The organism is Chlamydia pneumoniae TW-183 (assembly GCF_000007205.1).
GTDB classification, from domain to species: Bacteria; Chlamydiota; Chlamydiia; order Chlamydiales; family Chlamydiaceae; genus Chlamydia; species Chlamydia pneumoniae.
Map to the genome: position 1 here is coordinate 947,527 of NC_005043.1, position 22,728 is coordinate 970,254.

Here is a 22,728-nt window from a genome sequence, read left to right on the forward strand (position 1 = left end):
AGTCAAAAATGGCGAATTATGTGGTTAGTCATCTTGTGGGCTCTAGCTGCAAGTTTAGCAATAGCGCTGGTCGCTAAAGGTTATTACCGCTTTGTTTATTTTCGTCGCTATGCTGTGCAAGTTATACGAGAAGTACGCCTAAGTATGGAGCTCAAAGAATGGGCGCTTGCAGAACAGCAACTCCTACCTATTTTAAAAAAACGGTCGTATCGACGGCAGTGTTTATTTGAATATATGCGCATTCTACGCAAGATGCAGCGTTTCGAGGAATCCGAGAAACTGCTTGCCGAAGCGAAGAAATTGGGATTGCGCGGTCCCTATTTTTTCTTAGAAATTGCCTATAAAGCCTACAGGTTTGGGGCTTTTAAAGAATGTGCACAGGCGTTTGCTTCCGTTCCTCAAGATTTGTTTGAAGAAGAAGACGCTGCAAAATATGCTTCAGCTCTGGTGCGGTTAGGCGATTTAGATGCTGCCTGCAGTTTGATTGAACCATGGATTTCTCCCCTATCTCACCAAGAAACTTTTGTGACTATGGGGCACATTTATTTCACTTCCAAGCGTTATAAAGATGCTATAGATTTTTATAATCGTGCGAATGCTTTGGGAGTCTGCCCTGTTGAGGTCACCTATAATTTAGCACAAGCGTATCGCATTACCTCAAGCTATGCAAAAGCAGGCAAATTATTCCGCAAACTCTTATCAAATCCTGTCTACAAAGAAGAAGCTTTATTTAATATCGGGCTTTGTGAACAAAAGCTAGGCAGACCAGGGAAAGCTCTACTTATTTATCAGAGCAGTGATCTTTGGTCTCGTGGGGATGCCTTGCTGATGAAATATGCAGCTATGGCAGCTATGGATCAACGAGATTATGTATTAGCAGAGCCCTGCTGGGAATTGGCTTTGCGCTGTTCCACATTTGCTAAAGATTACAAATGCGGGCTAGGCTATGGCTTTAGCTTGTGTCGATTACGCAAGTATGGAGACGCAGAGCGTGTGTATTGTAATCTGATTCAAAATTTCCCTGAATGTTTAACAGCGTGCAAGGCTTTGGCTTGGCTTTGTGGAGTTGGGTATGCAACACTACTTGGTTCAGAAGAAGGCTTGATGTATGCGAAAAAGGCCGTAGAACTCGACCATAGTTGTGAAACTTTAGAGTTATTAAGTGCATGCGAAGCACGTTGTGGAAATTTTGATGCTGCTTATGAAATTCAATCGTTTCTTTCTTCTCGAGATACCTCTTTGCAGGAGAAACAACGACGTTCGCAGATTTTGCGAATTTTACGTAAAAAACTACCTCTCAACGATCATCATATTGTGGAAGTGGATGCTCTGCTTGCCGCTTAAATCTGATTTTTTTAAATTTTTTATTCTATGGACTACAAAGCCCTCGTGGCTCGAAGATAACAAAAAGCAGAAATCAGCTTCTTGGGAACTTTTATTCGTTTTATTAAGTAAGATCGAGTATGGTATTGAGAAACGTTCTCGTAAAAGATGGTATTCTAGTAATTACAGTGAATTAAACGACATATGTTAGGTTTTCTTAAACGCTTCTTTGGTTCCTCTCAAGAGCGTATTCTAAAAAAATTTCAAAAACTTGTAGATAAAGTGAACATTTATGATGAAATGCTCACGCCTTTATCTGATGATGAATTGCGGAATAAGACTGCGGAATTAAAGCAGAGATATCAGAACGGAGAGTCTCTTGATAGCATGCTTCCTGAAGCTTATGGTGTCGTGAAAAACGTTTGTCGACGTTTAGCAGGCACCCCAGTCGAAGTCTCCGGATACCATCAAAGATGGGATATGGTTCCTTATGATGTGCAGATTCTAGGGGCCATTGCTATGCACAAGGGATTTATTACAGAGATGCAGACCGGGGAGGGGAAAACACTCACTGCAGTGATGCCTCTGTATTTAAATGCTTTAACAGGCAAGCCAGTGCATTTGGTTACTGTTAACGACTATCTTGCACAACGAGATTGTGAATGGGTAGGATCGGTACTGCGCTGGTTAGGACTTACAACGGGAGTTTTGGTTTCAGGAACTCTTTTAGAAAAGCGTAAGAAAATTTATCAATGTGATGTTGTCTATGGTACAGCATCTGAGTTTGGTTTTGATTATTTGAGAGATAATTCTATAGCTACTCGCCTTGAAGAGCAGGTAGGTAGAGGATATTACTTTGCTATCATTGATGAAGTCGACTCGATCTTAATAGATGAAGCTAGAACACCCTTAATTATCTCAGGTCCTGGAGAAAAACATAATCCAGTCTATTTTGAGCTTAAAGAAAAAGTCGCAAGTCTAGTGTATTTGCAAAAAGAGCTCTGCAGCCGTATCGCATTAGAAGCACGTCGCGGCTTAGATAGCTTTTTAGATGTTGATATTCTTCCTAAAGATAAAAAAGTTCTTGAAGGCATCTCTGAATTTTGCCGCAGCCTTTGGTTGGTAAGCAAAGGAATGCCTTTGAATCGTGTGTTACGTCGTGTACGTGAGCACCCAGATCTTCGTGCTATGATCGATAAATGGGATGTTTATTATCATGCTGAGCAGAATAAAGAAGAGAGCCTAGAGCGTCTTTCAGAGCTCTACATTATTGTTGATGAGCACAATAATGATTTTGAGCTTACAGATAAAGGAATGCAGCAGTGGGTTGAGTATGCTGGAGGCTCTACCGAAGAGTTCGTGATGATGGATATGGGGCATGAGTATGCTCTTATAGAAAATGATGAGACCCTATCACCTGCAGATAAGATCAATAAAAAAATTGCAATTTCTGAAGAAGACACCTTAAGAAAGGCTCGTGCTCACGGATTACGACAGTTATTACGAGCCCAACTTCTCATGGAGCGTGATGTAGATTATATTGTCCGCGACGATCAGATTGTGATTATCGATGAACATACAGGACGTCCTCAACCTGGACGACGTTTTTCTGAAGGCCTCCATCAAGCTATCGAAGCTAAAGAACACGTCACTATCCGTAAGGAATCTCAGACGCTTGCTACAGTCACGTTGCAAAATTTCTTCCGTCTATATGAAAAGCTTGCAGGGATGACCGGAACAGCAATTACGGAGTCTCGAGAGTTTAAAGAAATTTATAATCTTTATGTCCTCCAAGTACCCACGTTCAAGCCTTGCTTACGCATAGATCATAATGATGAATTTTATATGACAGAGCGTGAGAAGTACCACGCTATTGTTAATGAGATTGCGACTATTCATGGCAAGGGGAACCCTATTCTTGTTGGTACAGAATCTGTAGAGGTCTCTGAGAAGCTGTCTCGGATTTTGAGACAGAATCGGATAGAGCATACTGTATTGAATGCTAAGAATCATGCTCAAGAAGCAGAAATTATAGCAGGAGCAGGGAAATTAGGTGCTGTGACTGTAGCTACAAATATGGCTGGTCGAGGCACAGACATCAAACTAGATAATGAAGCTGTGATCGTAGGCGGTCTCCATGTGATCGGTACTACACGGCATCAATCCCGTCGAATTGATAGACAGTTGCGTGGGCGTTGTGCTCGTTTAGGAGACCCTGGCGCTGCGAAATTCTTTTTATCTTTTGAAGATCGGCTGATGCGACTATTCGCCTCCCCTAAATTGAATACCCTTATCCGTCATTTTCGTCCTCCAGAAGGAGAGGCGATGTCGGACCCTATGTTTAATAGACTCATAGAAACAGCACAGAAACGTGTCGAAGGGAGAAACTATACTATCCGTAAGCATACCTTAGAGTATGATGATGTCATGAATAAGCAGAGACAAGCGATATACGCTTTCCGCCATGATGTCTTACATGCGGAATCTGTTTTCGATCTTGCAAAAGAAATTCTATGCCATGTGTCTCTGATGGTAGCATCCTTAGTGATGAGTGATCGTCAGTTCAAAGGGTGGACATTGCCAAATCTTGAAGAATGGATAACCTCATCTTTCCCAATAGCCTTAAATATAGAAGAACTCAGACAGCTTAAAGATACAGATTCTATTGCTGAAAAGATCGCTGCTGAATTGATTCAAGAGTTTCAAGTACGCTTTGATCATATGGTAGAAGGGCTCTCCAAAGCTGGAGGGGAAGAATTGGATGCATCTGCTATTTGTAGAGATGTCGTTCGGTCTGTCATGGTCATGCATATTGATGAGCAGTGGCGGATTCATCTTGTAGATATGGACTTACTACGGAGTGAAGTTGGCCTACGTACTGTAGGGCAAAAAGATCCTTTGTTAGAATTTAAACACGAGTCTTTCTTACTGTTTGAGAGCTTGATTCGTGATATTCGTATTACGATTGCGCGGCATCTTTTCCGTCTTGAACTGACCGTAGAGCCTAATCCTCGTGTCAACAACGTGATTCCTACTGTAGCTACGTCTTTTCATAATAATGTGAATTACGGTCCGTTAGAGTTGACTGTAGTTACAGATTCTGAAGATCAAGATTAAGAAATAACCTAGAAGGAGGAGTCCTTCTAGGTATTTGTTTCACAGGCTACATAGTTTTTATTTTTAAATAAATGGGGTCCATTCTGACCAAACTTGGTCATTATAGTAGCGAATCCAGAATTTTCTGCGATTGCCGGCTATGAGGAACTGGGCATAGTGGCTCAGTGTATTGTTTGCTATACAGAAAAGAATGTGCTTTTGGTTCTTGGAGTTAGGAAAATCCTTAGGGGCGTTGAGCAAAGTATCAACGTTTGTAGTAAGGAGAGACTGTGTTTTTAGGAGTTGGTTGCAGTCGTATTCAGGTTCTGAAATTGTCTTCAGTGCAATGTTAGACCAGGGAGACCTACTTATTGTTCTTGGTGTATAGTATTTTTAAATACAGATTCACCAAGAACAATAAGTAGGTCTCCCTGGTCTGTATTTTCTTCAACATACACCCCAGTTTCTTGATATTTGTCTAGTGAAGCTGCTTCTTCAGAGTTGTCAAGTAAGTCTTCGAAAATCTGATCGTGGTCGGTGTCGGGCGTATCGTATTGGTCATAGTTCATGACTTTAAATCTCCAAGAAATAATTAATTTATTTTTATTTCATGGTAATAATATTTTTTATTATTTTTTAACAAATTAATTATGTCTTTTTGGTTTTTCTTTAAATTCTAAATCGAAAGGTATTCCATATAAATTAAACGACGATTTTAATGTGTTTTTTAAATAATATTCATAATGTTTTGTTAATAGAGACTTTGCATTTATAAATAATAAAAACTGCAGAGGTGTCGTTGTCTTTTGGATTGCATAATAGATCCTCAACCTGCGTCCTTGAATCACCTGAGGATGGTTTCTATGTAGAGCAGAAGCAAGAGTTTTATTTACTATCGGTGTTGGAACTTTATTCGATACTACGTGATGTAGTTCATCAATTGCAGAGAAGATCTTTTTAAGATTGCGTTTCGTAGTAGCAGAGATACAAAGCATTTTAGCTTGTCCTAAATAAGGATCAGTAGCGCGTAGATCTTTGCAGTAATGCTCCATGCGGACTTCTTCAAGTAAATCCCATTTGTTAATTAATATGATGTGAGGCTTTTTTCGTTTAGAAATTAAAGAGAGGATGCGCTTCTCATAAGAAGAGAGTTTTTGTGTAGCATCAATCACAAGAAGACAGATATCAGCACGAGAAATAGCTTTTTCAGTTCGAGATGAAGAAATCCATTCTATGGAATTCTTAACGCTTTTCATTTTTCTAAGACCCGCAGTATCAATGAAAAGATACTGGCGGTCCTTATGGGAATACAGAATATCGATATTATCACGTGTTGTCCCAGGAGTATTATCAATAATACAACGCTCTTCATTGAGAAGACCGTTAATAATAGAAGATTTCCCTACGTTAGGACGTCCGATGAGCGCTATTTTTAATGTCTTGGGAGCTTGCTGAGGAGACTCTGGGATAGTGCAGGGTTCTTCAGGGGAGAAGCCTTCCGTGAATACTTCTGAAAAATCAGGGAATGTATTTGAAGGGAGAGCCGCCTCAGATTCTTCGTGTTCATCTACAGAAAGCTCCTCAAGGCCTTCTTCTTCTTCTTCGCGAGGTTCTGGTAGGTTGGCTACCAACTTAATTCTTTGAAGAAGGGTATCAATGTGCTTATCGTGAGCTGTTGAGGTCACTACAATATCTCGAATTCCTAATTTATAGGTCTCATGAATTTGTAATTCCTCTTGGCGACTGTCTGCTTTATTGGCGACAAGGATGAGAGGTTTCTTTAAGGGAAGGAGGAGTTTGGCTAGGTGAGCATCTTCTTCGGTAATACCACAGCGGATATCAATGACTAGCAATAGGACATCAGCTTCCTTAGCGCCGGTGAGGGCTTGGTTATAGATATGCTTTTGGAAGTAATCTTCAGAATTGTGATCAACACCTCCAGTATCGATGACCTGAGCAGGAACACCAAACGCATGGAGCTCGCCGTAGAGGCGATCTCGAGTTGTCCCCTCTTGAGAATTTACAATTGCTAAAGAGCGTTTACATAGACGATTGAAAAGTGATGACTTTCCTACATTGGGTCTTCCTAAGATGGCTATTTTTAGCATAATCGTCTCTATTCTATTTTTTCAGTAATTAATGAGAAAATAATAGGAGTTAAAAAATTAAAGCTAAAGAGATAAATTTCTAAGGGTTGTAAAAGTAGGATTCTATTTAAATTAATCTACTTCCAAAAGCCTTTTTCTTGTAAAAGCAATAAAATTTTTTCTTTGTCGAGACATTCATTTTCTATAGAGAGAATCTCAGCTTCTCTGAGTAGATCGCCAAGAAGTCTTCCGGGAGAGATGCCCTTAGCTATCAGATCAGGAGCCGAAACAACGGGGGAGGATGTTTTTATTCTTAATATGAATTGCTCTAAGCGTGATTCGAGTTCTTGCACTCGAGAGATAAAGTGCTGCTGTCTGCTCGGATCTTTTTGTAGAGCCGAGAAGAGCTCCAAAAATAGAGGTGCTGTCGGAGACGCTAGGAAATGCGCCCAAAATACACGATTGCCGGATTGGTTTTGGAAATGAGGGAGTGCCTCGTACCAAGATTCTATTAATTTCAATTCTTTATTAGAAATTCGTAATCTTCCAAACGCTACTGTTGCGGCTTCCTCACTGACCCCTTGGAATAGAGGCAGTAAAAAAAGAATTTCAGGGAAATGTGTTGGATTAAACTTACGGGCAAATTCTATGGTTGTTCTTAAGAGACTGTAGGGAATATCACGTAGTTCAGGGAAAATAAAAATTAAGACTTTAAGCTTGAGCAGAAGAGAGAGGGCTCCATAAGGCTGTCTTTTAAGCATTTTTTTTAGCTCTTGCCAGATTCTCTCCGGGGATACGGAATTTACTAATGCCGGGGCTTCTTTAATAATGGCGCGTTCTGTAGTTGGGTCTAGGGTGAAGCCGAGGGAGGAAGAAAAACGTATGGCACGTAGGATACGCAGTTTATCTTCTGAGAATCTTAAACGTGGATGGCCTATAGCTCGAATGACTTTCTTTTCAATATCACGAGTTCCTTCGACAAAGTCGAAAACTTTGTCTTCAAAAGGATCGTAGTACATCCCGTTTACTGTGAAGTCTCTTCGGAGGGCATCTTCTCGCATAGAAGAAAAGATGATACGATCGGGATGCCTTCCATCTTTGTATTCACCGTCAGAGCGGAAAGTTGCAACTTCAAATAGGCGTCCGTCCTGTTTTACTACGATGATACCAAAGGCAACACCAATACTGATGACGTCTGGGAAGATCGTAGATACAATCGTTGGGGATGCATTGGTAGCTATGTCAATATCCTCGAGAGGGCGATTCATTAACATATCTCGAACACAACCACCGACAAAATATGCCTGATATCCTGCATTACGTAGTTTGATAAGAACTTTTTTTGCAGCTTCTATGGCAATTGTTGTCATGACACCCCTAAAATAGGAACTAAAAAGAGCTAAGCGATAGCTTCTGGGGTCCTTCTGATAATTATTGGCGCTTTATTTTCTGCGATAGTGTCTTCTTGGATATGAATAGCTTCTACTGTAGGATCTGAAGGAATTTCAAACATAAGGTCTCTAAGGAGATTTTCTAGGATCATCCCTAGAGCACGAGCTCCAGTTTTTGCTTGCTTGGCTTTTTTTGCTATAGCATATAGGGCTTCTTTTTTGAAGACTAACTTGACGTTTTCTTCTGCGAATAGCTCCATATATTGTTTCACAATCGCATTTGTAGGTTCTGTAAGGATGGCTACAAGCTCATCCAAAGAAAGCTCTTCACAGTTTACAATGCAGTTGAATCTTCCGACAAATTCAGGGATCATTCCGAAGGCAATCAGGTCTTCGGTTTCAACTTTAGCAAGTAGATGGTCTCTGGTTTTTTGAGAGAGGTCTGCTTGATCATCAGAAAACCCTATGGTAGTTTTCCCCAATCGCTTTGCGATAATCTTATCTAGGTTGACGAAGGCTCCGCCTACGATAAATAAGATATTTTCCGTATTGACTCGGATATACTCTTGGTTAGGATGCTTACGTCCTCCTTTAGGAGGAACGTTTGCTGTGGTTCCTTCAACGATTTTTAACAATGCTTGTTGAACCCCTTCGCCAGAAACATCTCTAGTAATGGAGACGTTTGCTGTTGTCCTTCCAATTTTATCGATTTCATCGATATAGATAATGCCTCGTTCTGCACGGGCGACATCGTAATCAGCAGCTTGTAATAAACGTAAGACAATGTTCTCTACATCTTCACCGACATAACCTGCTTCCGTTAGGGTCGTTGCGTCGGCTATGGTGAAGGGAACATCTAAAATTTTTGCCAATGTTTTTGCAATTAATGTTTTTCCAGATCCTGTAGGGCCTAGGAGAAGCACGTTAGATTTCCCGTAGCTTACCTGTTTGTTATGTAGTAGAGCACGTATACGTTTATAGTGATTATAAACAGCAACAGCGATTGTCTTTTTAGCTCTTTCCTGACCAATGACATATTCATCAATATGCTTTTTGATTTCCTTAGGGGTAAGCACCCTGAGATCAGAAGGCTGTGAAGGTGTTTCAGAAACTGGAGCTGAGGATATTGTAGAGGAGGGTTTCTTATCTAAAATTCCAGAGCATAATTTGATGCAGTAGTCACAAATGTATACCGAAGGCCCAGCAATCAGTTTCTCTACATCTTTTTCAGACCGACCGCAAAATGAACAAATAGTTAGATTTTTTTTATTCATATGTTCTCTCTAAGTGCTACTTGTATCCTTATTAGTTTCTTTCGCAGAAGTTACCACCTTATCAATAAGTCCGTAGGAGATGGCTTCCTCGGCTCCCATGAAGAAATCTCGTTCAGAATCTTCTATAATTTTTTCTACAGGTTGTCCTGTGCATTCAGAGAGGATATTGGCAAGGTGTTTTTTTAGTGTTAGAATTTCAGCTGCTTGGAGTTGGATGTCTGCGGATGTTCCGATAATGCCTCCAGAAGGTTGGTGGATCATCATACGGCTATGGGGAAGAGCGTGACGCTTTCCTTTAGTTCCTGCGGATAATAAGAGGGCTCCCATGGATGCAGCTTGACCGATGCAGTAGGTATTTACATCACAACCTAAAAAGCGAATGGTATCATAGATTGCCAGTCCAGCGGTGATGTAGCCGCCTGGGGAATTGATGAAAATTTGAATATCCTTTTTAGGATCTTCGGACATGAGGAAAAGGAGCTGGGCAATTACTGTGTTTGCGAGGGGCTCCGTGATTTCCTGACCGATCATTACAATACGATCTTTCAGAAGACGGGAGTAAATATCCATGGCCCTTTCACCACGGCCCGTATCCTCGACAACATAGGGTACCAGTGTCATTTGCGTTTCCTCATCAAATAATTTTCAGTTGTGTCCATACGTTCCCGATCACGAAATGACCCTAGGAACGTAGCTAAGACTTTTTAGGCTGTCTACGTCAGCAACAAGCTTAGACATTAAAATCTCGAATTCTATGTTTAAGACTTTCTTGGGTCAAGTATTTTCCTCTAACTAAAATTTATGCAGAAGGAGTTGAAGCCAACAGTTCTGCTTTGCGAAGAACATGTTCGATAGCTTTGCTATAGGTCAGCCGATCGCGGGCTGACATTACAAGTTCTTGTAAGGTGTCATTGGAAATATCTTTAGGAGGTTGTTGTCCGAAGCGCTCTCTTGAACATACATCCATCATGTATTGCAGTTCTTCGCGGCTAATGGTGAGTTTTTCATCAGAGAAAATTTTATGAGTCAAAAACAGTAACTTTAATGCTTTTGTAGCATCTTCTTCTGCTTCCTTGATAAGTTCTGATTTTCTTTTTTCAAGTTCTTCATCAGAACAATATTGGATAAGACGTGCATTAAGAAGTTTTTCTCTTGTGATTAAGGAAATACGTTCTTCAAGCAGGGAGGTAGGAAGTTCAAAATCTACGAGCATGGCAAGAGCATCTTCAGCTTCAGAAAAGCGTTTTTGCAATTGTTTATCTTTAGCTTGCTTCTCTAGTTGTATGCGTAATTTCGCTTTTAAATCGTCTAGAGATTCTGCTTGTAGTTGACGAGCTTTTTCGTCATCTATCTCGGGGATCGAGACTTCGATTACAGCGTTTACTGTAAATGTTAAAGTATCTCCTCTTAAGAAGGATTGAATTTCAGGGGAGGTAATTGTCTCAACAACACGATGTCCAGTAGAAATTCCTAAGAATTTTTCTTTAAAGGCATCGGTCATTTCTTCTTCAGAAAGCTTAAAATATTTGTTTTCAAAAATCGCTGCAGAGGAAGCATTCTCATCATTACTTTTAGAGACGTGCAAGGAAATAGAAATGAAATCGCCTTCTTGGGAAGGACGTTCTACAGGAGTTTTTGTTGCAAAGAACATACCAATGTTTGTGAGTCCCTTCTCGATATCACTATCTGAAATCTCACTAGCAGCTTCTTCCTGAGGTAAAGAAAGGTTTTCCCAAGGAAGATCAGAAATTGCAGGGAAAGCTTCATAAGAGAACTCTACTTTGGCTCCTTCTTGAAGATCGAATTGAGTGATTGAGTTCGAACGGACAGCTTTAGGCGAAAGAGGACGACGATCTCCGACTGTAGATAAGGCATGATAAGCGTCTTGAGTTACTAGTTCTCCTAACTCTTTTCTTACGTTAGTAGGATATCGGGATGCAATTACATCATCAGGGGCTTTTCCTTTGCGGAATCCTGGAAGTGTAATTTCTTTTTTAATCTTTTTAAGAGCTTGCTTGTTGAGTTTGTTAAGTACTTCTGGGGAGACTTTTACTAAAGCTGAGACAATACAACCAGGAGATTCTTCTAAATCGACGGAGAACTGCTCATTGGAGAGACTACGTGGCACAAGACAACCCTTTTTATTAGACTTGAAAGGAAAAGCGGGTGATGAGGCTTGAACTCACGACCTTCACGTTGGCAACGTGACGCTCTACCACTGAGCTACACCCGCAAAGAAAAGAATAGTTTAGATTTTTGAAGAGTTTTTAGCAACGACTAGAGTCTTTAGTATCATAGAAATTCGTGTCTCTTCCCCCTGAGAAGGGCTTTGATAAAATTTTTCATTGATTTAGCATGGGTAAACAGGTACAAGTAAGCAGATTATATTATCCACTCTTATTCCAGAGGAGAAATGCTTAATTTTCGCAAGTTACGCCGGGATTTTTCAGCCAATATTTTACAAGATGGTAAAAAACTTTTTGAGCAGGGGGCTGTGATTGATGCGAAAATCCTTTCGATGAATGGAGAGACTGTCTGCATCAGCGCTCAGGTTCGGGGCTTGTACGACAACATTTATGAGTGTGAGATTGAAGTTGATCGCTCGGAATCCGATACTGTGGATTCCAACTGTGATTGTTCGTATAACTACGACTGCCAGCACATCGTCGCACTATTATTCTATTTAGAGCAATATTTTAATGAGATGGTAGTAGCCTATGCTCGTAGTGCTGATTTAGAAACGGATCACGAGATCAACGAGGAAGTAAAAAAGGAGCTCAAGGAAACTTTTGTCGCTGCTGCCACAAAGGAAGAAGAGCGTAAAGATCGTGAGCATCAAAAAGAGATTTTAAGAGAGTATGTTCACGCTGCAAATGCTTTAAGTGCGAATCCTTTTTTCCTACCTTTAGAATATTTAGAAAAGGATTCTGCTGAGCTTGCTGTATTATTTGTTTCTGTAAATGAGGATACGTTTGCTCCTGCCAATCAGCCTATAGAGTTTCAATTAGTACTTCGTTTACCGTGTCGTTCCAAGCCTTTTTATATCTCTAATATCCGTACCTTTTTGGAAGGGGTGTTGTATCAGGAGCCAATTGTATTGAATGGGCGTCGGTTTTTCTTTACGATGCAATCGTTTAATGCTTCCGATCGCAAGCTAATAGATTTATTGATTCGCTATGTCCGTTACCCCAATCATACAACCGAAGAGAAGTTATTAAAATCTGCGTATTTGATGCCTCCTGCGTTAGGTGTGATTCTTGCAAAGATGTTTGAACATCAACTGGCAGATCGTGGAGGAGGAAGTTTAGGGGAAAAAGAGAGTTTTTCAGGGTTATTCTGTGGAAATCTTGAAGAGCCTCTGTGTTGGTCATTAACTCCGGCTAAGATGAAGTTTAACTTAGACTTCTTTGACATGCCCTACAAAGCGTTGTTAATGACTCCTGTGATTCTTGTTGATGATGATGAAGTTCAGCCTGAGCAGACCATGTTATTAGAGTCGGATGCTCCAGGGATTATTCATCATTTTGTTTATCATCGGTTTTCTCCTCAGATCAAGCGTGCGCATTTACGTTCCTTTAGTCGTTTGCGAGATATAGCAATTCCAGAGGCTTTGTTTGGTTCGTTCCGTGAGAATGCTCTTCCTGTATTTCAGGAATATGCTGAAATTGCGAATGTTCACCTTTTGAATTCCTTTGTGACACTTCCTTATGTAGATGAGGTCCGGGCCATTTGTGATATGAGCTATTTGGACGGGGAATTAGAGGCAAAATTACATTTCCTTTATGGTTCTTTACGGGTTCCAGCAGCATCTTTGGCTTTGCAATATCAGGATGTTCGTGCCTTTATTAGTGATGAGGGAATCTTAGCCAGAAATCTGGTTGAAGAGCGTAAGATGTTGGAAGAGGTCTTCTCAGGCTTTATTTATGATGAACGCGATGGAGCTTTTCGTGTTAAAAGTGAGAAGAAGATCGTGGAATTTATGACGGAGACGATCCCTGCGAATCAACATCGCATTACTTTTAACTGTCCGGAAAATCTTTCAGGTCAGTTTATTTATGATGAGACGATCTTTGAATTATCGTTCCGAGAAGGGAGCGACATTAATTATTATGAGGCAGACCTTAAGGTTCATGGTTTATTGAAAGGAGTGCCTTTAGATTTATTGTGGGACTGCATTAGTGCGAAAAAGCGCTTTTTAGAGCTTCCTAAAGCGGGTCAGCAATCTAAGGGAACGCGGCGCGGTAAGGTGAATTCGGGTAAGTTGCCTTGTATTTTAGTCTTAGACTTAGAAAAAATTGCTCCTGTGGTGCAGATTTTTAATGAAATAGGATTTAAAGTTTTAGATGACTTAGTTCAGAAGTGTCCTTTATGGAGTTTAACGGGAATTTCGTTAGATCAGTTTGAAGCACTTCCTGTGAACTTTTCCATGTCTGAAAGGCTTATAGAGATTCAGAAGCAAATTCGTGGTGAGATCGAGTTTGATTTCCAAGATGTTCCTCAGCAGATTCAGGCAACGTTACGTAGCTATCAAACCGAGGGCGTACATTGGTTAGAGCGTTTGAGAAAAATGCATCTCAACGGGATTTTAGCTGATGATATGGGACTTGGAAAGACTCTCCAGGCGATTATTGCTGTTACTCAGAGTAAACTAGAGAAAGGCAGCGGCTGTTCTTTGATTGTTTGTCCTACCTCTTTAGTTTATAACTGGAAGGAAGAGTTCCGTAAATTTAATCCTGAATTCAGGACTTTAGTTATTGATGGAGTTCCTTCTCAAAGACGGAAGCAGTTAACGGCTTTAGCTGATCGCGACGTCGCGATTACTTCGTATAATTTATTACAGAAAGACGTGGAGTTATATAAGAGCTTTCGTTTTGACTATGTTGTTTTAGATGAAGCGCACCACATTAAGAATCGTACGACTCGGAATGCAAAATCGGTGAAGATGATTCAATCGGATCATCGGTTGATATTAACTGGAACGCCGATAGAGAACTCGTTAGAAGAGTTATGGAGTCTTTTTGATTTCTTAATGCCTGGTTTATTGAGCAGCTACGATCGCTTTGTTGGAAAGTACATACGTACGGGCAACTATATGGGCAATAAAGCTGACAATATGGTTGCGCTTAAGAAAAAGGTCTCACCTTTTATTCTTCGTCGTATGAAAGAAGATGTATTGAAAGATCTTCCTCCAGTCTCTGAGATTTTATATCACTGTCATCTTACAGAATCTCAGAAGGAGCTGTATCAGTCCTATGCAGCTTCTGCGAAGCAAGAGCTTTCACGTTTGGTCAAGCAGGAAGGTTTTGAGCGTATCCATATTCATGTTTTAGCAACTTTGACTCGGTTAAAGCAAATTTGCTGTCATCCTGCTATTTTTGCTAAGGATGCTCCAGAGCCTGGGGATTCAGCAAAGTATGATATGTTGATGGATCTACTTTCTTCTCTTGTGGATTCTGGGCATAAGACTGTGGTCTTTAGTCAGTATACAAAGATGCTGGGCATTATTAAGAAAGATTTAGAGTCTCGAGGCATTCCTTTTGTCTATCTAGATGGTTCCACCAAGAACAGACTAGATTTAGTGAATCAGTTTAATGAAGATCCTAGCTTGTTGGTTTTCTTAATTTCCTTAAAAGCTGGGGGCACGGGCTTGAATCTTGTCGGTGCTGATACAGTGATTCACTACGACATGTGGTGGAATCCTGCTGTAGAGAATCAAGCGACTGACCGAGTCCATCGTATTGGGCAGAGCCGTTCTGTCTCTTCCTATAAATTGGTAACCTTGAACACGATTGAAGAAAAAATCCTTACTTTGCAGAACAGGAAAAAGAGCCTTGTAAAGAAAGTGATTAACTCTGATGATGAGGTTGTATCCAAGTTAACTTGGGAAGAAGTATTGGAATTGCTGCAGATATGATTTTATGAGTCCACATCGCAATCTGTTTAAACTTAAGAATTTTTCCAATCGCCTTTACAACAGGGCTTTGGGTCGTTTCGACAAGGTCTTTAATTTTTTTTCTGGTAATGTTGGCATTGATTTAGGCACTGCAAACACTTTGGTTTATGTCCGAGGTCGGGGTATTGTTCTTAGTGAACCTTCTGTAGTTGCTGTGGATGCACAGACGCATGCAGTGCTTGCTGTAGGGCATAAGGCGAAAGCGATGTTGGGTAAGACGCCCAGAAAGATTATGGCAGTGCGTCCTATGAAGGATGGGGTAATTGCTGATTTTGAGATTGCTGAGGGCATGTTAAAGGCTTTAATTAAACGTGTAACTCCTTCTCGTAGTGTTTTTCGCCCAAGAATTTTAATTGCTGTTCCTTCTGGGATTACTGGAGTAGAAAAACGTGCTGTTGAAGATTCTGCATTACATGCTGGGGCTCAGGAAGTAATCTTAATTGAAGAACCTATGGCTGCTGCGATAGGTGTGGATCTGCCTGTTCATGAGCCTGCAGCGAGTATGATTATTGATATTGGAGGAGGCACTACCGAGATTGCTATTATTTCTTTGGGAGGAATTGTTGAATCTCGTTCTTTGCGTATTGCTGGGGACGAATTTGATGAGTGTATCATTAACTACATGCGTCGTACGTACAATTTAATGATAGGTCCTCGTACTGCTGAAGAAATCAAGATTACCATTGGCTCGGCCTATCCTTTAGGGGATCAGGAGTTGGAGATGGAAGTTCGAGGTCGTGATCAGGTGGCGGGCTTGCCGATTACCAAGCGTATTAATTCTGTGGAGATTAGAGAGTGTTTGGCTGAACCTATTCAGCAGATCATAGAATGTGTACGTTTGACATTAGAGAAGTGTCCACCAGAACTTTCTGCTGATTTAGTAGAACGTGGTATGGTTTTAGCTGGAGGGGGCGCTTTAATTAAGGGATTAGATAAGGCTTTGAGTAAGAACACAGGACTTTCTGTGATTACAGCACCGCATCCTTTGCTGGCAGTTTGTTTAGGAACCGGGAAAGCTTTGGAACATTTAGATCAGTTTAAGAAGCGTAAAGGGAATTTGGTATAGTCATGGTATGGAGCACCAACATCAAGCATGAAGGTCTGAAATCTTGGATTGATGAGGTTGCTAAATTAACGACTCCGAAGGACATACGTCTTTGTGATGGTTCGGATACCGAGTATGATGAGCTCTGCACTCTTATGGAGAGTACAGGGACGATGATCCGTTTGAATCCTGAGTTTCATCCCAATTGCTTTTTGGTCCGTTCGTCTGCTGATGATGTCGCTCGGGTAGAGCAATTTACTTTCATTTGCACTTCGACGGAAGCAGAGGCAGGCCCTACGAATAATTGGAGAGATCCTCAAGAGATGCGTAGGGAGTTGCATCAACTTTTTCGTGGATGTATGCAGGGGCGCACTCTGTATATAGTTCCTTTCTGTATGGGTCCTTTAGACTCTCCATTTTCTATTGTAGGTGTTGAGTTAACAGATTCTCCTTATGTCGTTTGTTCTATGAAGATCATGACTCGTATGGGTGATGATGTTTTACGTTCTTTAGGGACTTCGGGGAAGTTTTTAAAGTGTTTACATAGTGTGGGTAAGCCTTTATCTCCAGGAGAGGCCGATGTTTCTTGGCCTTGCAATCCGAAATCAATGCGGATTGTACATTTTCAAGATGATAGTAGTGTGATGTCTTTTGGAAGTGGTTATGGAGGCAATGCTTTACTGGGTAAGAAGTGTGTGGCTCTTCGCTTAGCTTCTTACATGGCAAAATCTCAGGGCTGGCTTGCTGAGCACATGTTGATTATTGGAATTACCAATCCTGAAGGGAAGAAAAAATACTTTTCTGCTTCGTTCCCGAGTGCCTGTGGTAAGACAAATTTAGCTATGTTGATGCCTAAACTTCCAGGTTGGAAGATTGAGTGTATTGGGGATGATATTGCTTGGATCCGTCCGGGTCGTGACGGCAGGTTGTATGCTGTAAATCCAGAATATGGATTTTTTGGTGTTGCTCCTGGGACTTCTGAGCGTACAAATCCCAATGCTTTGGCAACTTGCAGGTCGAATTCTATTTTTACGAATGTTGCCTTGACTGCCGATGGGGATGTTTGGTGGGAGGGATTAACGGAGCAACCACCAGAGCCTTTAACAGATTGGCTTGGAAAGCCTTGGAAGCCTGGAGGGAGTCCTGCTGCCCATCCGAATTCTCGATTTACAGCTCCTTTACGTCAGTGTCCTTCTTTAGATCCTGAGTGGAATAGTCCTCAGGGTGTTCCCTTAGATGCTATTATTTTTGGCGGACGTCGTTCCGAAACCATTCCTTTAGTTTACGAAGCTTTAAGTTGGGAACACGGAGTGACTATAGGAGCGGGGATGTCATCGACGACAACTGCAGCTATTGTTGGTCAGTTAGGTAAACTCCGCCACGATCCTTTTGCCATGCTTCCTTTCTGTGGGTATAACATGGCATATTACTTCCAGCATTGGCTTTCCTTTGCTGAGAATAGAAGTCTTAAGCTTCCTAAGATTTTTGGAGTCAATTGGTTCCGTAAGAATAATCAAGGGGAGTTTCTCTGGCCTGGTTTTAGTGAAAACTTACGTGTTCTAGAATGGATATTCCAAAGGACTGATGGTCTGGAAGATATTGCAGAGCGCACGCCTATTGGTTATCTTCCTAACATTCAAAAATTCAACCTCAATGGCTTGAATCTTGACCTACAAACTGTACAAGAACTGTTCTCTGTAGATGCTGAGGGTTGGCTTGCTGAAGTTGAGAACATTGGGGAGTATTTGAAGATCTTTGGTTCGGATTGTCCGCAGCAGATTACTGATGAGTTGTTGCGAATTAAATCAGAATTAAAAGAAAAATAAAAATCAAAGTCATTAGTTATTTATAAGTTAGTTTTAATAACAATTATTTCTTATTTTTTATAAATTATTTTTTAAATAAAATTAAGAATAATTGATTATTATTATCTGATAAATACCGTGACGCTACAACCGAGCTACATTAATTTCACCCCCAATGTGACCACTGCTTTATCTGGTGGTAAGATTGATACGTCAGCTATCGAACTTTCTTGCAGCGCTCTATTTTTCCAAGAGTTGCAAGATAAAGCTCAGGGTTTAAAACATGCTTTGGGTTTAGTTCAGGAGTTAAGTGCAGAGGCACTTCGTCCCGCCCAAGTTCAAACCTCAATTTCCTATCTTCCTACAGAAGAATCCTCACGTCCAGGGATTTCTGCTGGAATCATAGATAGGACAATGCCGACCTTTACTGATGACGAGGTAAAGGCTATCCTCCAAAACCCTAATTTTGAAACGTCTAAAATTTTCGTTGAGGGCTTGGATAAGGTCTTCAAGAGTTATTTAGATTCTGTTACCCCTCCCGAGGGTATAGATCCTTCGAATCCTGAGAGTGCTATTATACTTAACTATATAACGCTCTTGAATAATCTTAAGCCTAAATTTGCTGCTGGTTCGACACCAACAGACGCTGATTATAACGCTCTCTATGCGTTGCCTGGTGATTTTGTGAAGGAAATCGAGGCTTTGAAAGCAGCGGATGCTCCTCCTAAAAGTAAGGTTCATGCTTTTTGGCAGGAGATCATGACAATTTACAATAACATGCAGGTACTTTCCTATCCTGTTACGGATTACCTTAATGTTCAGATTGCGGATCTTTCTCTTAATATTACCGCTGCTCAGGAGGTCCAACAGTATCTAAAGAACTTTTATAGCATATTAAAGGACATTTTGAATCCAGGATGGACGGATCCACAGGCGACGCACTATCCAGCAGATGCAGAGTATAATGCTCGCGATGCTGGGGTGATTCAAAGTTTATTAAATTTGAGTGGGAACTATCGTCAGCTGACTGAGAATATGCTCCCCAATACAGATACAAGTCTTCCCCAGGAAATTATTGCTCAGATTCGTAGTTTCCAAAATGGTGTGAATGGGACGATAATTGCATCCAACACTCTTCTACCTACTACCATGAGACTCGATACTCTCCTTGGTGTTATCTATACCTATCAGTGTTGTGCCACTATTTTTGGAATGAGCTATGGAACTAGCACTCCGGCTAAGCAAAATTACATAGATGCTATTAATCAAGAAAAAAGTTACTGGCAAGCGCGAGCAAATGGATTTGATGTAACTAGTGATCAGGTTTTTGACCAATTTGCTACTAATATACAGAGCGGCACTTCATATAGAGGCATAGATCTTTTCAAAAATAATAAAGTAAACGAGATCAATCCTATTTTCTTAAGTCAGGCTGCATCTTTCTTACGGTATCCGTATAATTTGATGTCACGTAGTATGTATCAAACTATAGAGGATGCTGCTAATAGATCTATTACGGCTTTGGATGGGCTAATTTCCGGTTGGAGTACACAGATAGCAACCTTCCAAACGCAGAAAAATTCTTTGGATCCTTCTTTGTTGAAGTATTTTGATACTATGAAAGCCAACAAAGAGTCTTTTGTAACCACAGCTCCTTTGCAGATGGTCTACTCTTCATTGATGTTGGATAAGTATTTGCCTACGCAGCAGAACGTGATTGCCTCCTTAGGGATACAGATGACGTATTCTAATAAGGCTGCTAAGTATCTCAACGAACTAATCAAAGAGATCACTACGTTTCAATCTGCCGATATTTATTATTCTTTATCTATATATTTGAAACAGATGAATTTGCAAGCGGTAGCGGATCCTATTGGTAAGGCTGTGGGTGTTTTGAATGATGAAAAAACACGAGCGATGGCAGATATTACCCGCTGCAATAAGATAAAAGCGGCTATTGATAAGATGCTCGTTGAGATCAAGGCGGATGCAGAGTTATCAAAGTCACAAATTCGTGAGCTTGTGGATACGTTAACAAACTTCAAGTCTCAAAGCGACGATCTGATTCGCAATTTATCTTGTTTACTGGGTTTCTTATCAGGGCTCACCCTTAAAGCTGTGAATGACCCTAATGCTACGTATGAGGCATTTACTGCAGAAATCTTCACAGAACCTTTTAATAATTGGAAACGGCAGTTAGCTACATTTGAGAGTTTTGTGATTCAAGGTGGGCAAAATGGAATTACCCCAGGTGGTCAGCAACAGCTCTTACAGGCTATGGAGTCTTCACAACAAGATTTTTCAACGTTTAACCAGAACCAACAGCTTGCTCTGCAATTAGAATCATCAGCAATGCAACAGGAATGGACTCTTGTAAGTGCTGCCCTTGCTTTATTAAACCAAATGGTTTCGAAGATTGCGAGAAGGATTAAATCTTAGTACTTAGGAAATAGAATATTATGCATCCGAAAATAGAAAAAAGAAATAGCCTTCCACTTACGGCAGTCGCTCCTGTGTTTGAAGAATCGTATCATCCTTCTGTAGCTACAACTGTAGATTATGTAGATGCCACGACACTTTCCCGACATCTTACAGTCTTAAAAGATGTGATAAAAGAAGCTCGAAACTTAGATTTAGGGAAGGCATTCCTGACATCTATGAAACAGGGTTTTATAAATACGGGTACGGAACTTGCCATTATACAAGCATCTCTGGCAGATCAGAGTAGTCGCGAGTCGCGTAAGAAGGAAGAGAAGATCTTCCATCAGCACTTAGGAAAGGCAGCCCCACAAGCGGCAACAGCAACTTCAGGAGTGCAGCCTACTGCGGATCCTGTTGCTGATAAGATGCCTTTACAATCTGCATTTGCCTATGTTCTCCTTGATAAGTACATTCCTGCTCAAGAGGAAGCCCTTTATGCTCTTGGAAGGGAGTTAAACCTATCAGGATATGCGCAAAATTTATTTAGTCCTCTTTTAGATATGATTAAGAGCTTTAACTCTGCTCCTATCAACTACAATTTAGGATCGTACATATCTCAGACGAGTGGCACTGCGAATTTCGCGTATGGTTATGAGATGATTTTATCGCGCTATAACAACGAAGTCTCTCAATGTCGCCTGGACATAGCAAGTACAGTAAAAGCTAAAGCTGCGTTAGCGAACATGTCGGCTTCTGTTAAAGCAAATGTGAGTCTGACTGATGCACAGAAGAAACAAATTGAGGATATCATTGCCAGCTATACGAAATCTTTAGATGTGATTCATACACAGTTAACTGATGTGATGACAAATTTAGCATCCATAACCTTTGTTCCTGGTTTAAATAAATATGATCCTTCGTATCGCATTGTTGGTGGGGATTTATCTATCATTGCCTTGCAGAATGACGAGAAGGTACTTGTCGATGGTAAGGTGGATATCACGACTGCTGTGAATGAAGGAGGCCTACTTAATTTCTTCACTACAGTCCTTACGGATGTGCAGAATTATGGAGACTTAGCTCAAACGCAACAGCTGATGTTGGACTTAGAGCTTAAGGCGATGCAACAACAATGGAGTTTAGTATCTGCATCTTTGAAATTATTGAATGGGATGTATACCACAGTAATTTCTGGATTTAAAAACTAAAACTGCAGACCTGACGTAATGTTGATAGCACGCTGATATCCCCAACGGCCTTCTACACTATAGTAGAAGTTATTTGAGATGCAGCAGGTAGTTCCGAAGCAGAAGTTTACTCTGTCGAAGTTTGTGATTTTACGAATTTTAAATTTAAAATTCGTAAATTGCTTTTCGAGTTCTGTGAAGCTATCAGAAGGAGCTTTTCTTGAAGTATTTCCTATAGATACGGATGCATAGGGAAGCACATAGTCATTAAGATACGTAGAGATGCCGATGCTTGCAGACCATTCTTTATAGCTTAGGTTTCCATCAGTAGCATCGAAATAGATCTCGGGGTTGGCCTTGTTGTAAACGATGATATAGTTGATGGGACTGGAACCGTGACGGTAGTCAGCGCTCACCCCTACAAAAGACACTCCATCTTTCCACAATACTTTTTGTAAACTCAGACCCCAGACAATTCCATAGTCTGACTGGACTTCAATGAGACCATCTGTAACTTCAGATTCTGCATTTAAAGGATTTGAAGTGAAGTCTCTGTAAGCATTGAGAGGGAGGCGGTAGTACTGCTTAAGTCCTCCGACACGTGCAGTGAAGGCTATATCTAAAAGGGGAATGGCAGCTGGGGATGTTTCCTGTAGAGCTATGGTTGCAAAAACACAGCTCGAGCTGATGGAGCTGTTGTTAAGATCAAAGTCTACGTTTTTAGTTGTAGAGGTAATGGTTGGCGTTGTTCCTGTGCCTGAAGTCGTAACGGAGGTAATGACAGGGACATTGGTAATATGGGCACTTTCTGAGAAGACATAATCTCCATAGAACCCAAATTTGAGGCTTCCTGCAAGAGCAGCAAAAAGATCGTAACTATTACAAAGTTGGAAGGCACACCATCCCGTTTGCTCAGGATTCACACCTGGGAGTACTGGAGCTGCAGGGTTTCCAGCCCCTAGGGCATATACTGCGGGAGAAGATACAATCCCGAAGAACATAGAGAAGGAAAGGGTTGCTAAACGTAAATGTTTTAGCATCTTGCTATTCATGTCAAAGGGGCCTTATTTGCTTTTAATGATTAAGTCCTCTTTACCAGATGGTATAAAAAATGTACAAATGAAAAGACAAGTGACGGGTAGGATC

Annotated in this window: 15 protein-coding genes and 1 tRNA gene; 8 read left to right on the top strand and 8 right to left on the bottom strand. The window is 40.8% G+C overall.

Features of this window, described 5'->3' with window-relative positions; genetic code table 11:
* Nucleotides 1-18: 18 nt before the first annotated feature.
* From CPB_RS04330 to CPB_RS05825, 3 genes are all read left to right on the top strand, one after another.
* The gene (locus CPB_RS04330) at nucleotides 19-1,344 is read left to right on the top strand and encodes a tetratricopeptide repeat protein (protein ID WP_010883477.1); all 1,326 of its coding nucleotides are present in this window, start codon (nucleotides 19-21) and stop codon (nucleotides 1,342-1,344) included.
* A 183-nt stretch (nucleotides 1,345-1,527) separates the two neighbouring features.
* On the top strand, nucleotides 1,528-4,440 hold the full coding sequence (gene secA, locus CPB_RS04340) for a preprotein translocase subunit SecA (RefSeq protein WP_010883478.1): 2,913 nt from the start codon (nucleotides 1,528-1,530) through the stop codon (nucleotides 4,438-4,440).
* Nucleotides 4,441-4,533: 93 nt separating this feature from the next.
* Nucleotides 4,534-4,719 carry a hypothetical protein gene (locus CPB_RS05825; protein WP_010892250.1) on the top strand — a complete coding sequence of 62 codons (186 nt, stop codon included), beginning with the start codon at nucleotides 4,534-4,536 and terminating at the stop codon, nucleotides 4,717-4,719.
* Between the two features lie 68 nt (nucleotides 4,720-4,787).
* Here CPB_RS05825 and CPB_RS05830 read toward each other — a convergent pair whose 3' ends face one another.
* The 7 genes from CPB_RS05830 to CPB_RS04375 form a co-directional block, all read right to left on the bottom strand.
* A complete protein-coding gene (locus tag CPB_RS05830) occupies nucleotides 4,788-4,988 on the bottom strand; it encodes a hypothetical protein (RefSeq protein ID WP_010892249.1) in 201 nt (66 codons plus the stop codon).
* 75 nt (nucleotides 4,989-5,063) lie between these two features.
* The gene (gene der / locus CPB_RS04350; RefSeq protein WP_010883479.1) at nucleotides 5,064-6,527 is read right to left on the bottom strand and encodes a ribosome biogenesis GTPase Der; all 1,464 of its coding nucleotides are present in this window, start codon (nucleotides 6,525-6,527) and stop codon (nucleotides 5,064-5,066) included.
* Between the two features lie 116 nt (nucleotides 6,528-6,643).
* Nucleotides 6,644-7,876 carry a CCA tRNA nucleotidyltransferase gene (locus tag CPB_RS04355; RefSeq protein ID WP_010883480.1) on the bottom strand — a complete coding sequence of 411 codons (1,233 nt, stop codon included), beginning with the start codon at nucleotides 7,874-7,876 and terminating at the stop codon, nucleotides 6,644-6,646.
* 29 nt (nucleotides 7,877-7,905) lie between these two features.
* Entirely contained in the window at nucleotides 7,906-9,171 is a 1,266-nt protein-coding gene (gene clpX, locus CPB_RS04360) for an ATP-dependent Clp protease ATP-binding subunit ClpX (RefSeq protein WP_010883481.1), read from the bottom strand.
* Nucleotides 9,172-9,180: 9 nt separating this feature from the next.
* The gene (locus CPB_RS04365) at nucleotides 9,181-9,792 is read right to left on the bottom strand and encodes an ATP-dependent Clp protease proteolytic subunit (RefSeq protein ID WP_010883482.1); all 612 of its coding nucleotides are present in this window, start codon (nucleotides 9,790-9,792) and stop codon (nucleotides 9,181-9,183) included.
* A 178-nt stretch (nucleotides 9,793-9,970) separates the two neighbouring features.
* Nucleotides 9,971-11,299 carry a trigger factor gene (gene tig / locus CPB_RS04370; RefSeq protein WP_010883483.1) on the bottom strand — a complete coding sequence of 443 codons (1,329 nt, stop codon included), beginning with the start codon at nucleotides 11,297-11,299 and terminating at the stop codon, nucleotides 9,971-9,973.
* A gap of 33 nt (nucleotides 11,300-11,332) precedes the next feature.
* Nucleotides 11,333-11,404: transfer RNA gene (locus CPB_RS04375), tRNA-Gly, on the bottom strand.
* 180 nt (nucleotides 11,405-11,584) lie between these two features.
* Here CPB_RS04375 and CPB_RS04380 point away from each other — a divergent pair.
* The 5 genes from CPB_RS04380 (at nucleotide 11,585) to CPB_RS04400 (ending at nucleotide 21,603) form a co-directional block, all read left to right on the top strand.
* Complete coding sequence (locus tag CPB_RS04380) at nucleotides 11,585-15,085, top strand: DEAD/DEAH box helicase (RefSeq protein WP_010883484.1); 3,501 nt, start codon at nucleotides 11,585-11,587, stop codon at nucleotides 15,083-15,085.
* A gap of 4 nt (nucleotides 15,086-15,089) precedes the next feature.
* Nucleotides 15,090-16,190 carry a rod shape-determining protein gene (locus CPB_RS04385; RefSeq protein ID WP_010883485.1) on the top strand — a complete coding sequence of 367 codons (1,101 nt, stop codon included), beginning with the start codon at nucleotides 15,090-15,092 and terminating at the stop codon, nucleotides 16,188-16,190.
* Nucleotides 16,191-16,192: 2 nt separating this feature from the next.
* Nucleotides 16,193-17,995: a phosphoenolpyruvate carboxykinase (GTP) gene (locus CPB_RS04390; protein ID WP_010883486.1), complete on the top strand. Its 1,803-nt coding sequence runs from the start codon at nucleotides 16,193-16,195 to the stop codon at nucleotides 17,993-17,995.
* A gap of 117 nt (nucleotides 17,996-18,112) precedes the next feature.
* On the top strand, nucleotides 18,113-20,413 hold the full coding sequence (locus tag CPB_RS04395) for a CT620/CT621 family type III secretion system effector (RefSeq protein ID WP_010883487.1): 2,301 nt from the start codon (nucleotides 18,113-18,115) through the stop codon (nucleotides 20,411-20,413).
* Between the two features lie 20 nt (nucleotides 20,414-20,433).
* The gene (locus CPB_RS04400) at nucleotides 20,434-21,603 is read left to right on the top strand and encodes a CT620/CT621 family type III secretion system effector (RefSeq protein ID WP_010883488.1); all 1,170 of its coding nucleotides are present in this window, start codon (nucleotides 20,434-20,436) and stop codon (nucleotides 21,601-21,603) included.
* On the opposite strand, the gene CPB_RS04405 is transcribed toward CPB_RS04400, so the two are convergent.
* On the bottom strand, nucleotides 21,600-22,634 hold the full coding sequence (locus CPB_RS04405) for an outer membrane protein B (protein ID WP_010883489.1): 1,035 nt from the start codon (nucleotides 22,632-22,634) through the stop codon (nucleotides 21,600-21,602). The two genes, CPB_RS04400 and CPB_RS04405, sit on opposite strands and share 4 nt — an antisense overlap.
* Between the last annotated feature and the right edge of the window lie 94 nt (nucleotides 22,635-22,728).